A 13735-nucleotide genomic window follows, 5' to 3' on the forward strand; every position below is an offset into this window, starting at 1 on the left:
CCAGGGCACTCTTTTGACTCTGTAATAAATTATAACCTGCAACAGCGTAAAAGAAAAGATGTTCTAATAAATAGAGGCCTGCACGGCAGACCTCCAAGTAACCTTTTACATCAAATATTTCCCCATGTCCTCCATGCTTATACCCTGGTGCAGGGACATGTTTATGCCGTTAGCCACAACTTTTGAAACTCTGCTGATAATATCGTCTATTTCCTTGGGAGTAACTATAAGCTGTCCTACAAATGGATTAAGCGCTTGCTTTATAAGCTGGTATTTCTCCTCCCTGTCAATATTTTTGAGAGTATTGTAAAAGCTGGAATCTGAAGGCGACTCCTGCATCAGGCTGTCAATAATAAGGTCCATGGCGTCATTTGTAAGAGTTGCCGCATCTACCACAGTCGGGACACCAATGGCAATGACAGGCATTCCCAGTGTGGTCCTGCTCAGTTCCATTCTTTTGTTTCCGACTCCGCCGCCCGGGGCGATACCTGTATCAGCTATCTGGATCGTGGTACTGACACGCTCCATGCTCCTGGCTGCAAGGGCATCTATTGCTATCAAGGCATCCGGTTTTATTTTTTCCACCACACCCTTTACTATCTCACCTGTTTCTATGCCTGTAATACCCATGACACCGGGAGAGATGGCACAAACCGGATTGACACCTTCATCCACATGTTCCGGAACAAATTCCAGAAGATGCCTGGTCACTGCCAGATTTGATATTACCTTTGGCCCAAGCGCATCAGGAGTTACGTTCCAGTTTCCCAGCCCTACAACAAGTGTTGTGGCATTGGGCTTCAAACCAAGCATGGATTTTAACTCCCTGGACATGGCATCTATTGCCTTTTGGTTAACCTCGGGATTGTTATCCTTCAGCTGCGGTATTTCAAGAGTAATGTAATTTCCCATAGGCTTTCCGATTGACTGTTCACCGGTAGGTGAAGTAATTCGTACTCTTGTTATTTTTACATCTTCATCACCGGCATTTTCCACATCAACTCCCGGAGGAGATTTGTGTTCAGCTGCCTGTTCCCTCGCCTGACTGCTGTTCATGAAAATCTCATGAGCCTCAATTACAAGATCTGTCCGCCTATTCGATAAATTCACCATAAATGTGTCCTTTCTTCAAAAATTGAAATTATTTATATTGATTAGTATTTCAAATAAACTTGGATTTTAGTATTTATGTTGAGTAACATTTTCAAGTAAAAGTTATTTTTTCTCACAAGTTTCTCAAAAGTCAAATTAGAAAAATAAGGGTTAATACTTGCATTTTAAAAAAGTTCATGGTAAAATATCATCTGTTATGGGCAAGAAGCGGTTTGTTAACCGATTAAATATTATTGATTTTTTTTGCTCACGTTTTACGCGAAATTAGGCTCGCAGGAGGTGAATACTTTGCCAAATATTAAATCTGCAATAAAGAGAGTTAAGGTTTCTGAGACCAAAACTTTAAAGAATACTATCAGAAAGTCAGCTCTTAAGACTACTGTTAAGAAATGTAAAGAAGCTATTGCCAGCGGTGAGGGTGCTGCTGATGCTTACAAAGCAACTACCAAGGCTATAGATAAGGCTGCAGCTAAAAACTTGCTCCACAAAAACACCGCTGCGAGAAGAAAGTCAAGATTAGCAAAAGCTTTGAATGCGGCAAAATAATATTGAAAAAAGCAAAAACTCAGGAAAACAGCCTGAGTTTTTTTGTTTTAATATACCCTCTGTTGACAATGTATAACACGCTTCACGCCGGCTATTTTGCCACTTTTCTTTGTCGTCGTCCTTGCCTTGCGTCAGCAAGGCTGCATCCATCCTCCTCGAAAATTGTCAAAATATCTCGGTGTGAGGTCGGTGATTTTTGAGTGAGATAATTTGGCTTGCGACAAGGCAAAGGCGTGCAGTAAGGCTTTGTGCCTTGCAAGCGGCTTCAACGCAGCCGCAGGGCAAATTAACCACTCAAAAACGTATTGTACATTGTCAATAGAGGGTAAAGTACCTCAAACACTAAACACTGTTAAATTTGCCGAGGTAAATTCAATTCTTTATTTACTTCCCTGCTATCTATATTTAAAAAAGGCTAAACAAACTCAACAAAAACCTGATTTGCCAGATCCAGGCCCAACTGGGTCAGTCTGATACTTTTATCATCGGTTTCGATAAGCTGTTTCTTTTTCAACCTGTCGATCTTAGCTGCATAGGCGTCGAATATATTCTGATTGAACCTGTCCTCAAATTTTTCTCTGCTCACACCATCTATAAGCCTGAGTCCCAGGAACATATACTCCGACATTTTTTCACAAAAATCTCTGACATACCTTTCTTCAACCGGCTTTTGACCTTTTGACAAATATTCTATATAACCCTCGATGGTGGCCTGGTTTTCAAATCTGATATCCTGGAGGAATGAATGCGCACCTGCACCCAGTCCAAGATACTCCAGACAGTTCCAGTATATGAGATTATGTCGGCATTCGCAGCCTTCCTTTGCAAAATTGGAAAGTTCATAGTGGTTAAAACCCTGTTGCTTTAGATATTCGATTGCATAATGGTACATTTCCCTGTCAAGCTCATCCTCCATCTCAATAAGCTTGCCTGTATCGCGCATATCACCGAATCTTGTGCCTTCTTCAACCTTAAGGTCGTATGCTGAAATGTGGGTTACACCCAGGTCTGTCAATACACTCAGGGTATCCTTCCAATCCTTTAACGTCTGTCCCGGTATACCAAATATTATATCGGCATTTATATTATCAAAACCGGCTTTTTTGGCCATTTCCACACTGGAAACAAATTCACCTGCAGTATGTCGTCTGCCGAGGTATTTTAAAAGGTTTTCCTGATACGCCTGCAAACCGATGCTGATCCTGTTTATACCGTACTGTCCGTATTCCTTCAGCTTCTCTTCGTTTATTGTGCCGGGATTACTTTCAATGGTTATTTCACAGGGCTCCGATACATGATACTTTTCCCTGCACTCATTGAGAATCTCTCCTATAAACCGGGGTTCAACACAGGTTGGCGTCCCTCCTCCGATAAAAATGGTACCTATCTTGTTGAGTGCCATTTCATCCCGGTACAGATCAATCTCTTTTTTCATACAGGCAAAGTATTCTTCTGCCAAATCCATTTTTCCAACGTAGGAATTGAAATCACAATAGTTGCATTTTGAACCGCAAAAAGGAACATGAATATAAAGACCGGTTTTATTCATGAGTGACATGCTTTCATCTCCTTTTGGTAATATTTTGATACTCATGTATTTATACTACCATATCATGATATGGAGTTCCAGTTATTACTATACCATTTTTTATCATATTCCTTACTTTCTCTTTACTTTAAAATTTATAGACATTTGACAAAAATTTTGCTTATGCACTATTCGTGCTCTATGGTATACTGGATAGGATTATAATGAAAATGGTGATACTTATGAAAAAAATTACGAATATTACAAATGACACAAAAGCTTTTTATAAAATGGCCTTTACCCTTGTTGTTCCCATGGCAATTCAGAATCTGATCAACGTCGGAATTTCTTCCATCGATGTCCTCATGCTGGGAAAAATCAGTGAAACTGTTTTATCTGCCGCTTCACTTGCAGGCCAGGTTCAATTTATCATGGTACTGATATTCTTCGGCCTGACTTCGGGGGCGGCCGTACTAACCGCGCAATACTGGGGAAAAGGTGATAAGGAGAGCATCATAAAAATAATGGGAATCTGTATGAGGTTTTCATTGATTATCTCTGTTTTTTTCACATCGGCAGTGCTCATTTTTCCTCATCAGATAATGAGTATATTCACAAATGAAAAAGATGTTATTGCTGAAGGAGTTAAATATTTACGGATTGTTTCACTGTCTTATATATTCATGTCGGTAACAATGATTTACCTGAATGTGATGAGAAGTGTAGAGCGGGTAGTGGTGTCAACCGTCATATATCTCATTTCGCTGGTATCAAATGTGATAATAGCCTCTATTCTTATATTCGGCCTGTTTGGATTTCCTCAGATGGGTATACGGGGAGCAGCCATTGCAACTCTTTCCTCAAGAGGTATTGAGTTTTTATGTGTAATAATATATGCCAGAAAATTCAACGACGTTCTGCACTTTAGGATATCCAGCCTTTTTGTAAGGGACAGGCTGCTTTTCGGCGATTTTTTAAGGTACTCCATTCCTGTAACCCTCAATGAATTGATGTGGGGTGCCGGAGTGGCAACCAACGCTGTTATAATAGGACATCTGGGAAAGGCTGTAGTATCCTCCAATTCTGTTGCCCAGGTAGCCAGACAGCTTGCCACCGTCATAGCTTTCGGCCTTGCAAACGCCACTGCCATATCGGTTGGAAAAGCTATCGGTGAAAACAACCTGGATACCGCCAAAAATTATTCGAACAGATTTATCAAACTCAGCATTCTGGCAGGAGCCTGCGGTGCCATAATTATCCTCATAGCAAGGCCAATTGCCATTTCTGTTCTGAATCTGACACCGGTAACACAGGGATACCTGTCGGTAATGATGTACGTCATGTCCTACTTTGTTATAGCCCAGGCCTTTAATACCACCCTGGTTGTAGGAGTATTCCGTGCGGGAGGAGACACCCGCTTCGGCCTGTTCCTTGATGTAGCTACCATGTGGGGAGGTTCAATACTATTCAGTGCTCTGGCTGCCTTTGTCTTTAAGTGGAGTGTTCCGGTGGTTTATATTATCTTAATGAGTGACGAAATAATTAAAATACCTCTTACTTTAGCCCGTTTCAAGAGCCGGAAATGGCTGAACAATGTTACAAGGTAACCTGGCTGACCTTAATTTCAAGCAATTTAATAATATCTCCATGAAATCTATAAATTTATCGGCCTGCCAATTTTTTTTATCAATTCTCCATTGAGGTGGATTGCCATCTTCTCCCCAGTATTCATTCAGTAATTTTATTTTACCGTTTAAAAATTCAAAGAAGGAGGTTGCGTGAAATGATAATTCACCAGAACCAGGTTCAACTTTAACAACAGAGATTACCAGATTGTTGATTGTCTCCAACCGTTCAATAACAATCCTCCAATCCCCTGGATATTCTCTATTTGCAGTAACAAATTCCTCTGCATTAAACTTTTCATTTGTATTATTCCAGTTGATTATTGCCTCCTGGTCAAAATATGTGTGTATGTTATTCCAATTCTGATTGTTTATATCATTCCATAAAGCTATTACCTGATCTGTGTTATTCATTTGACAGCCTCCTTTTTAATAAATAATTTTATTAACCAATTCAATATTTCTGTCAATAAGCTTTTCATGGAAGTCAACATTGTCTGAATATTAATGTTTTCATAAAAATCCCTCCAGTTTTAAATGCTGATAATAACAGTATTATATATTTACATAATTTCATAATTAGTAACTATTTCTCTTATAGCACATAATATAATAATATAGTTTTTATTAGGAGGCCCTGAAATGCTGGATTGTTTTCCCAAGAATGTTTTATGCAGCCCCAAAAAAGATGATCTCCTGCCAATACCCTCAGAAAGTATGGATGGCATGGACGGCATGCATGGTATGCACTGTATGGATTGCATGGACTGCATACATGACATGGACGGTGTATATGATATGAATTATAATGATGTATTTCATCACCATGCCCACCACCACTTTCTTCATCGTCGGTACTAATTCAATTCTATAACCGGTGTTTGAATGGGCTTGTCGCATATGAAACAAAGCCCATTTTATAATATAAGCCGTCAAATAAAATTGTCATAGTGCTTTTACCATAATAAGGCAGGGACACTCTTCGCCCCATATCTCCTTCAATTCCTCCAAAGGATAGAAGCCCATTTTACAGTAAAATTTTCTGGTTTTCATATAGTATTCATCAGGATGTGAATCACCCAGGGTCTTTACCATAAGAAACTTGACATTTTTATTAATCAATTCTTCCTGTGCTGTCTCCAGAAGCTTTTTACCTATTCCCATGTGCTGATATTCCTTTAACACAGCTGTTACATATATTTCCGAAGTATAAATATTAATAGCCTTTATACTAATAAACCCAACAGGTTCATCGAGCCTGTATGCCGCGTAAAAATCTGTATTTCCCGACCCGCCCGCATACTCCACGATGGCCTCTTCAATCCCAAACCATTCAGGCAGCAGTCTCAATATTGAATTTGTAATATTTGATTTTTGTCCGCTGTCTGTTAATTTAATAATATTAATCATAAAAATCCCTACATTCATATGCTAATTAAAAACCACCGGCTTAATAAGCCAATGCTGTACCCGGTTATCATAAAACATAAAAGTCAGGTTTTAATATAAAATTATGTTACCCCCTTGGATAATACATAATAATCCCAACTCCAACCAAGGCAATTGCTCCGCCTATTAAGTCAATTTTGTCCGGAACAACCTTGTCCACCTGCCACCCCCATAAAATTGACAAAACAATAAATATCCCTCCGTAAGTAGCATAGACTCTCCCGAAGGAAGCACTCTGAGGCTGCAAGGTAGGAACGATTCCATATAATATGAGGATGATTGCGCCTGCAATTCCATATAATATGCCTCTTCCCTCACGCAGCCATAGCCAGATCAAGTATCCTCCTCCTATTTCGAATATTCCGGCTATTATAAAGTAAAACAGCGATTTGACTATTTCCAATGGCTTCCTCCCCCTTTAACCTCCAATAACTTATTATCCAATAACTTATTATTAATAAATACTTGAAATTAATTTTTAATTCTGTCGTTAAGATATTTCAGCTCTTCTGCAATATCTTTACTTAATGCTCTAAATCCAATCCCTGTTAATAAGGACAGGACAAATATTCCAAACGAAGCAAACATCAGTATGGTATGACCCGGACTATTCATAATGCCGTTCATTATCAATTCACTGCCGCCCACGGCAAATCCGATAAAAGATAATACCAATGAAACTGCTGAAAGGCAAAACATAGCAATTATTGTTTTCTTAGTTCTATCTAAATCAAACATTGTATTCCCTCCTCAAAAATTCGTATAAAAAAATATATTCCTTATAACTTTGTCAAGCTAGATTCAATTATACCATACCCGGATATTATTTTAGTCAAGCGAAATCAACTATCTCTTTACAAATAAAATTGTTTATGTTATATTTTGGTTAATGGGTTAAATCATTAACCTAACAACCATGGAGGTGAGTTATATTTTTGAATAGTGAAAAGCCTGTTTTCATTCAGATAATGGAAATGATCGAAGACGATATTATAACAGATGTTTATAAGACCGATGACATAATTATTTCAACAACTCAGATCTCAAAGCTACTTTCAGTTAATCCCACCACAGCTGTTAAAAGTATAAGCTTGCTGACAGATGCAGGTATTTTATATAAGAAAAGAGGGATTGGAATGTGTGTGACCAGGGAAGCCAAATCAAAAATACTTCAAAAAAGAAAAGATGAATTTTACAGCAATACCATATCGTCAATGCTTTCCGAAGCTCGTAAGCTGGGTATTTCAAAGGAAGATATTATTAATATAATAAAGGAGAATGGTGATGATCAGGTTTTGTAATGTAACAAAGGAATATAGAAGCACTATAGCACTGGATGACATCAATCTGGAAATAAGCCGGGACAAAATCTATTGCCTGCTTGGAAGGAACGGTGCCGGAAAGACAACCTTTCTGAAGCTCATTGCAGGACACATAAATGCCACCAAAGGCCATGTATCTGTTGATGATAAAAAAGTATCAACCTTTAATATGCCGGAATGCGTGAATTTTATTGAAAGCAGGGCTTCACAGTTTAACATGCGCATCGGAAAACTGCTTGACCTGGCATACAGCCTCCAGCCAGAGTTTGATATGGAATATGCAAAAAACATGATGAAGAAATTCAAACTGGATAAAAACAAGAAATATAAACAGCTGTCCTTTGGCATGCAGACCATGTTCACAACACTGTTAAGCCTTGCAAGCAGGACAAAAGTAGTCATACTTGATGAACCCGTACTTGGCTTTGATGCCATAATGCGTGAACGTTTCTATGAGCTGCTTCAGTTAAGTTTTGAGTACAATCCGAGAATTATCATTGTTTCAACCCATTTAATAGATGAGATATCAAGAGTTGCCGAAGATATAATCATTATAGATGAAGGGTCTATCCTGCTTCACTCAAACATAAATGACATCGATGAAAAAGCATATTCTCTGACCGGTCCCAGCAGTGATGTAAAAAATGCCGTAAAAGGCCTTAATGTTATCGGAGAAAAAACTCTGGGCGGCTATTCCACAGCCTATATATTCGGAGACAGAATCACACCTGCTGAAAATGTAAAGCTTCAGTCGCTTGGACTGCAGGAGTTCTTTGTAAATATCGTCGGAGGGGGAGAAGATAAAGATGAAAACTAATTTGAAAAGCATTTGTGCAATAACGCGTATAAACTTCTACAAAACTACCTGGATAGCTTATTGGGTTGCGCTGTTATCATTTGCCAGTTCAATAATACAGATATTTATCATGTACCTGCTAAATACTCCCGACAGCAGTCAGGTCAGCGAAGGTAATGAGCTTATATTGGTGATAATACTTGCTGCCATACTGATACCATCCGTCAATTTCAGCAGACTGATGCACTTGAACGGCAAAAAGGCCGACTTTTTTTGGGCCTGTGCAATAAACTACGTTATCTTCTCTGCGGCTCTCTCATTGATAATCCTCGTGCTGAACCTGACAATCGACAGAATGCTGAGCCCGGTAGTTGAACTTTTAGATATAATTGACATATTCGGGTGGACTGGCAGCGGAATAATATTTGCATTTTTCAGGCAATTTGCGTTTTATCTGCTTTTAGGAGTTGCCTTACACACTTTGACCGCTATCCAGACTTTCTGGTGGGGTTGGGTGGTTGATTTGATAATTGCCGCTATTATCAGCGTATTTATTCCTATTCCGATGCTGCGTAAACTTTTGATCGATTTCTTCTACTTAATTATTTTTAATCCCAACCCAATTGCACATATTGGTGCTTGTCTTTCACTGGCAGCAGGAATCTATGCTCTGAATATACCAATCTTGAGCAGAAAAAAAATATAAGTCAAAAAGAAGCTTTAAAACCTGATAATTACTGGTTTTAGAGCTTCTTTTCATGTCTGCCGGCTGGTTCCTGTTACATCTGTATGTTTTCTCCTGCAGCCTCCTGTTCAAGGGGTGATTTTACACCTTCCTTCCCCGTAAACATCACACCGGATATTATGGCTGTAAGCGGGGCTACCGCCACCAGTCCAAAGCTTCCCACAAGGGTGTGGAATATCTCGGCCGAAACGTACTTCAAATTTAATATATTTATTATGGGAGTCCCCTGTGCCATAAAAACCATAAGGAGTCCGATATAACCGCCTGAATAGGCAAGCAGCAGGGTAGTTGTCATTGTCCCCATGACCACCCTTCCGATATTGAAACCGGATTTGATTGCCTCTCTGGCAGTCATACGTGGATTTTTCTCCACCAGTTCATAAACAGCGGCCGCTATATCCACAGCTACATCCATAAGTGCACCTGCAGAGGCAATAAACGTTGCGGCAATAAAAATCTCTGTCAGGTTCAAATGTCCGTAGCCCGAATAAAGCAAGCTCTCGGAAAATGCCATTATGGCCCCGTGAATCTTAAACAGGTGTCCGAATATGACCGCCAAAATACAGCTCAATACCGTACCTGACAGAGTGCCGGCTATTGCCGCGAAAGACTTCCTGTTGTAGCCTCCTACCAGCGTAATTATTACTATGGTAAGAAAAGCTACAATAAACAGTGAAATCCATATGGGATTCCAGCCTTTCAGGAGGGCCGGCACCAATACCTTCCACATAACCACTACCGCAAGTATGAAGGAGAGAATGGCTTTAGCCCCCGTCCAACCGGCGAAAGCAATCAGTAATATTATGAAACCCGCAAAAAGAATCAGCTCAAGATTGATTCTGTAATGATCAATAAGTGTAACATACTTGATATTGTCCCCTTCATAATCAATTACAGCCAGTGCTTTATCTCCCGGCACGAATATTTTGTCCATTTCAAGCTTCCCCAGCAGATTATTCGTACCCTCGGCGGTTTTATTCCTGAACTTCCCGTCAAGTACCCTTACACTGCATTTTTGTTCTCCCTGTTTGATAATACCGGTGTCGTAAAGGTTTGAATTGTTTGTCCCGACAATCTCTACAACTGCTCTTGTGCTACCGTCATAGACGGCAGATTGGAACCCGGTGGGCAAAAAGCACAGAACAGCAATCAACAAGAGTACAACAATGGAGGTTACACTGTTAGTAGTAAAAAACTTTTTCGGCATCAATCTCTTCCCTTCTGTCAGTAGTTATGATGATAATCGGCCGGCTCTTTAATAAAAAATTTTAATATAGCTTAAACCGCTTTGCTACAGCAGTTTTCTGCTATAACACAGCGGTTTTAAGCATTGGCCGGATCAAATTGTAACAGGCTCTATGGGTATTTATGTGAGTTTATATGATTTAGTTTATTTGGTTCTGTTTATCTGATTTAGCCTATTTGACTTTAGTTATAGCTGCCAGCTTTTTATTGATGTCGGTGTCATCATAAGCACCGTAGAACAGCTGATAGCCTGCACCGATTGCATATACCGGTACTGCGAGACCCGAATGGGAATAAGTTGCGAAGCTTATTCCGGCCTTATTGTCCAGAATATGGTTGCAGGTGACTGTCAATGGTTCATATGTACCGTACAGCAAATAATCTGTTTCAGTGCTTGTAACTTTTGAGGCGCTCATTGACTTTCTCAACGCATCTCTCAGCTTAACCATTTCGTAATCATTGAGTACCAATTCCGGGAAACTTTTAGCTTCGGGATCTGTAGGAGCAATCAGTCCATATGAAGTTTTTATCTGGGGAAGGAGATCTTCCAGCTTTGCATCTGCTGCTTTTGTTTTCTCCTTGTATTCAGCAACTATTTTATCAAATTCTACATAGGACTTACTCTGCTTTTCAAGCTTTTCAAAAAAGGTTGAGTACTCGGTTCCTGCGAAACCAATGCTCATTCCTCCTGTTTCATGGTCTCCTGTAACAATTATAAGAGTTTCGTCAGGATGCTTTTCATAAACCTTTAATGCTTCCTTGACGGCATCATTTAAAGCTATGGTGTCATGAATAGCTGCAGCTGCATCATTTGCATGACAGGCCCAGTCAATCTTTCCGCCTTCAACCATCATAAAATAACCGTTGGGATTGTCCAGTACTTCAATTCCTTTTTTAACGAAATCAGCAAGACTTAACTGATCAGATTTGCGGTCAAGTTCGTAGGGCATTGCATAGCTGTCGTTTGAAGCCTGAGCCGCTGCCGGGTCAAGAGCCAGCACTTTTCCCGATTTGTTATCAAGGCTCAAAATATCGGCCTTGGTAGCGGCGACCTTATAACCGTTTTTCTTTGCCTGTTCAAGAATGTTTACCGGATTTTTTACGCTGGCTTTCTTTCCGTCAGGATCCAGGAAATATCCCCCTCCGAAATAGTCAAAACCGCTTGTTACCAATTGTGATGCAAGGTTGTAGTAATTGCCTCTTGAAGGTTCACTTGCATAGAAAACCGCCGGTGTAGCATGATCCAGAGTTACAGTTGTAACTATTCCTACCTTGTAGCCGGCTTTCTTCAATTTTTTTGAAATAGGCTCATAGCTTACTTTCTTTGCAGGGTCCATGTTAATGATTCCCCCGAAAGTCTTTACGCCCGATGCCAGGGCAGTACCTGTTGAAGCTGAATCAGGAATGAATGATTCGGCATCATATGTATCCGCGCTGCCTACACCCGGAAACCTTGTGAAATCCAGAGTTTTAATGGCAGGAGTATCAGGGCTGTCCATATTTCCCAAATACATCTGAGCGGCGTTTATCTGCGGTGTGCTCATTCCATCACCTATGAACATGAAAACATATTTTGGTGCTGTACCCGAATAGGTATTATTTGTCGAGTACAGGGATGGAGCGGCAGAAACCAGACCGGCTAACAATGCAACACTGATGAATACAAATACAAGCATGATTGACGAAACAGCAACTATCCTTCTTTTCATTAAGACACCTCCAATAAAATTAGTAGTACAATGATAGAATAATTAATTAGTTTTAAAAGGGTATTTGCCCCTTGTTAATTTCACATTAATTAATTCCAGTTTGTTGGAAAAATTATAGTATACTAATTTTATATAAGGCCGCCATTGCAATTTATTAAAATTCAGCCTGCTTACTTCTAAATATATCAAGCAGTTCTTTGGCGGCACCGCAAATATCCGTTTGGGAAATAATTGCAGAGACTACGGCAATACCATCGATTCCCGTTGTGGCAAGCTCGCCTGCATTCTGCCTGTTTATACCTCCAATTCCCACAACAGGAATGCTTACAGCCCTTCTTATCTCCAGCAGCTGTTCTCTTGCTATGACCCCGGCATCGGTTTTGGTATTTGTTGAATAAAGAGCTCCGACCCCTATGTAATCCGCCCCGTCCTGCTGCGCCTTAAGGGCAGACTCAACAGAATTTGCAGAGACACCCAGAATTTTCTTCCCGCCTGTTATTTTTCTTACAACCCCGGCAGGCAAATCACTTTGTCCCACATGAACACCGGCAGCATCTATTGCAAGAGCAATATCCAGCCTGTCGTTTACTATAAGCGGGACATTATATTTATCGGTTACGGCTTTGACTTTTAGTGCATTTTCATAAAATTCCAGTGATGAAGCGTTTTTTTCGCGGAGCTGTACCATGGTACAACCTCCGCAGATGGCCTTTTCGACTGCCTCTTCAAGTGTTGCGGTACTCATAAGGCCGCGGTCTGTGACCAGGTATAAGGTATAATCAACGGTAGGTTTCATTTATTCTGGCCCTTTCAAATAGTATTTTTTCATCAAGCCTGCTTATGGCATCTATTATTGCCATATGAAAACTGCCTGTTCCCTTACTTCCCGCATTTTCAAAGGCTATTTCGCCTGCTATGCCCATTGCCGCAATTCCAGCAACTGCCGCCACAAAAGCATCCCTGCCCGCTCCGCAGAAGGAGCCTACCAGAGCCGTGGTCATACAGCCCGTCCCTGTGACGTCCGACAACATCTTATGTCCATTGGAAACAGCGGCAATCCTTTTTCCATCTGTAATGATATCGGTCGCTCCGGTGATTGCCGCAACACATTCCAGCTTTTCAGCCACTGCAAGTGCAACGGCTGCCTGCGCGGCATCGCCCGAAGCAATATCCTCTTCTGCCGCATCCACTCCTTTTGTGTTGGCATTCAGTCCGGCTATAAAGGAAATTTCCGACATATTGCCCCTGACCACGCTCACTTTTATTTCCGAGAGAATAGCCCTGGTGGTTTCATTTCTCAGCCTGGAAGCACCGGCCCCCACAGGATCGAATACCACAGGTATCCCCAGCTCATTGGCCTTTTTGCCGGCTGCCAGCATGGATTCCACCGTCCTGTGGTTAAGAGTCCCGATATTAATTACCAATGCCGAGGAAATAGCTGTGATATCTACAGCTTCGCCTATGTCATCGGCCATTATTGGAGATGCACCGATTGCCAGAACAGCATTGGCACAGTCGTTGACCGTAACATAATTTGTTATGTTATGTACCAGAGGTTTATTGCTTCTCAGCTGACCCAGCAGTTCAGCCGCTGCTTTAATAATATCGCTCATGTTTGTACCCCTTTGAAATTATATTTTATAAAGTTCAGTTATGT

At 40.6% G+C, this 13735-nt stretch carries 16 protein-coding genes; 6 read left to right on the forward strand and 10 right to left on the reverse strand.

Annotated elements, in window-relative coordinates; translation table 11 throughout:
* Positions 1-105: 105 nt before the first annotated feature.
* Positions 106-1113 carry a GPR endopeptidase gene (gene gpr, locus CTER_RS19245; RefSeq protein WP_004628417.1) on the reverse strand — a complete coding sequence of 336 codons (1008 nt, stop codon included), beginning with the start codon at positions 1111-1113 and terminating at the stop codon, positions 106-108.
* Positions 1114-1401: 288 nt separating this feature from the next.
* Between gpr and rpsT the strand changes: the two genes are divergently transcribed.
* Positions 1402-1659, forward strand: coding sequence for a 30S ribosomal protein S20 (rpsT, locus tag CTER_RS19250; protein WP_004628314.1), 258 nt, complete (start codon positions 1402-1404; stop codon positions 1657-1659).
* 415 nt (positions 1660-2074) lie between these two features.
* Here the strand turns inward: rpsT and hemW are convergent, their stop codons facing one another.
* Positions 2075-3217: a radical SAM family heme chaperone HemW gene (hemW, locus tag CTER_RS19255; protein ID WP_004628240.1), complete on the reverse strand. Its 1143-nt coding sequence runs from the start codon at positions 3215-3217 to the stop codon at positions 2075-2077.
* 212 nt (positions 3218-3429) lie between these two features.
* Here hemW and CTER_RS19260 point away from each other — a divergent pair, with 212 nt between their 5' ends.
* Positions 3430-4794 (forward strand): MATE family efflux transporter, encoded by a 1365-nt coding sequence (locus tag CTER_RS19260; protein WP_242835019.1) that lies wholly within the window; start codon positions 3430-3432, stop codon positions 4792-4794.
* On the opposite strand, the gene CTER_RS19265 is transcribed toward CTER_RS19260, so the two are convergent.
* Positions 4747-5226 (reverse strand): hypothetical protein, encoded by a 480-nt coding sequence (locus CTER_RS19265; RefSeq protein WP_004628268.1) that lies wholly within the window; start codon positions 5224-5226, stop codon positions 4747-4749. The genes CTER_RS19260 and CTER_RS19265 overlap by 48 nt on opposite strands.
* A 228-nt stretch (positions 5227-5454) precedes the next feature.
* Between CTER_RS19265 and CTER_RS19270 the strand changes: the two genes are divergently transcribed.
* Positions 5455-5673, forward strand: a complete 219-nt coding sequence (locus CTER_RS19270) for a hypothetical protein (protein WP_004628372.1) — start codon at positions 5455-5457, stop codon at positions 5671-5673.
* An 84-nt stretch (positions 5674-5757) separates the two neighbouring features.
* Here the strand turns inward: CTER_RS19270 and CTER_RS19275 are convergent, their stop codons facing one another.
* The 3 genes from CTER_RS19275 to CTER_RS19285 all read right to left on the reverse strand — a co-directional run bounded on the left by CTER_RS19275 (position 5758) and on the right by CTER_RS19285 (position 6999).
* Entirely contained in the window at positions 5758-6222 is a 465-nt protein-coding gene (locus tag CTER_RS19275; protein ID WP_004628242.1) for a GNAT family N-acetyltransferase, read from the reverse strand.
* Positions 6223-6328: 106 nt separating this feature from the next.
* The gene (locus tag CTER_RS19280) at positions 6329-6664 is read right to left on the reverse strand and encodes a YnfA family protein (protein WP_004628501.1); all 336 of its coding nucleotides are present in this window, start codon (positions 6662-6664) and stop codon (positions 6329-6331) included.
* A 68-nt stretch (positions 6665-6732) separates the two neighbouring features.
* Complete coding sequence (locus CTER_RS19285) at positions 6733-6999, reverse strand: hypothetical protein (RefSeq protein ID WP_004628253.1); 267 nt, start codon at positions 6997-6999, stop codon at positions 6733-6735.
* A 197-nt stretch (positions 7000-7196) separates the two neighbouring features.
* On the opposite strand from CTER_RS19285, the gene CTER_RS19290 reads away from it, so the two are divergent.
* The 3 genes from CTER_RS19290 to CTER_RS19300 are packed head-to-tail and all read left to right on the forward strand — an operon-like array spanning position 7197 to position 9085.
* Positions 7197-7562, forward strand: a complete 366-nt coding sequence (locus tag CTER_RS19290) for a GntR family transcriptional regulator (RefSeq protein WP_004628390.1) — start codon at positions 7197-7199, stop codon at positions 7560-7562.
* A complete protein-coding gene (locus CTER_RS19295; RefSeq protein ID WP_004628356.1) occupies positions 7546-8400 on the forward strand; it encodes an ATP-binding cassette domain-containing protein in 855 nt (284 codons plus the stop codon). Before CTER_RS19290 ends, CTER_RS19295 begins: the two co-directional genes overlap by 17 nt.
* Positions 8390-9085 (forward strand): hypothetical protein, encoded by a 696-nt coding sequence (locus CTER_RS19300; protein ID WP_004628335.1) that lies wholly within the window; start codon positions 8390-8392, stop codon positions 9083-9085. The genes CTER_RS19295 and CTER_RS19300 overlap by 11 nt, the downstream gene beginning before the upstream one ends.
* Before the next feature lie 73 nt (positions 9086-9158).
* On the opposite strand, the gene CTER_RS19305 is transcribed toward CTER_RS19300, so the two are convergent.
* The 4 genes from CTER_RS19305 to thiM all read right to left on the reverse strand — a co-directional run bounded on the left by CTER_RS19305 (position 9159) and on the right by thiM (position 13691).
* Positions 9159-10331, reverse strand: coding sequence for a YibE/F family protein (locus CTER_RS19305; RefSeq protein ID WP_004628376.1), 1173 nt, complete (start codon positions 10329-10331; stop codon positions 9159-9161).
* 211 nt (positions 10332-10542) lie between these two features.
* A complete protein-coding gene (locus tag CTER_RS19310; RefSeq protein WP_004628298.1) occupies positions 10543-12078 on the reverse strand; it encodes an alkaline phosphatase in 1536 nt (511 codons plus the stop codon).
* A gap of 154 nt (positions 12079-12232) precedes the next feature.
* A complete protein-coding gene (thiE, locus tag CTER_RS19315; RefSeq protein ID WP_004628382.1) occupies positions 12233-12874 on the reverse strand; it encodes a thiamine phosphate synthase in 642 nt (213 codons plus the stop codon).
* Positions 12858-13691, reverse strand: coding sequence for a hydroxyethylthiazole kinase (gene thiM, locus CTER_RS19320; protein ID WP_004628500.1), 834 nt, complete (start codon positions 13689-13691; stop codon positions 12858-12860). The genes thiE and thiM overlap by 17 nt, the downstream gene beginning before the upstream one ends.
* Between the last annotated feature and the right edge of the window lie 44 nt (positions 13692-13735).

This window comes from Ruminiclostridium cellobioparum subsp. termitidis CT1112 (genome assembly GCF_000350485.1).
GTDB classification, from domain to species: Bacteria; Bacillota; Clostridia; order Acetivibrionales; family DSM-1351; genus Ruminiclostridium; species Ruminiclostridium termitidis.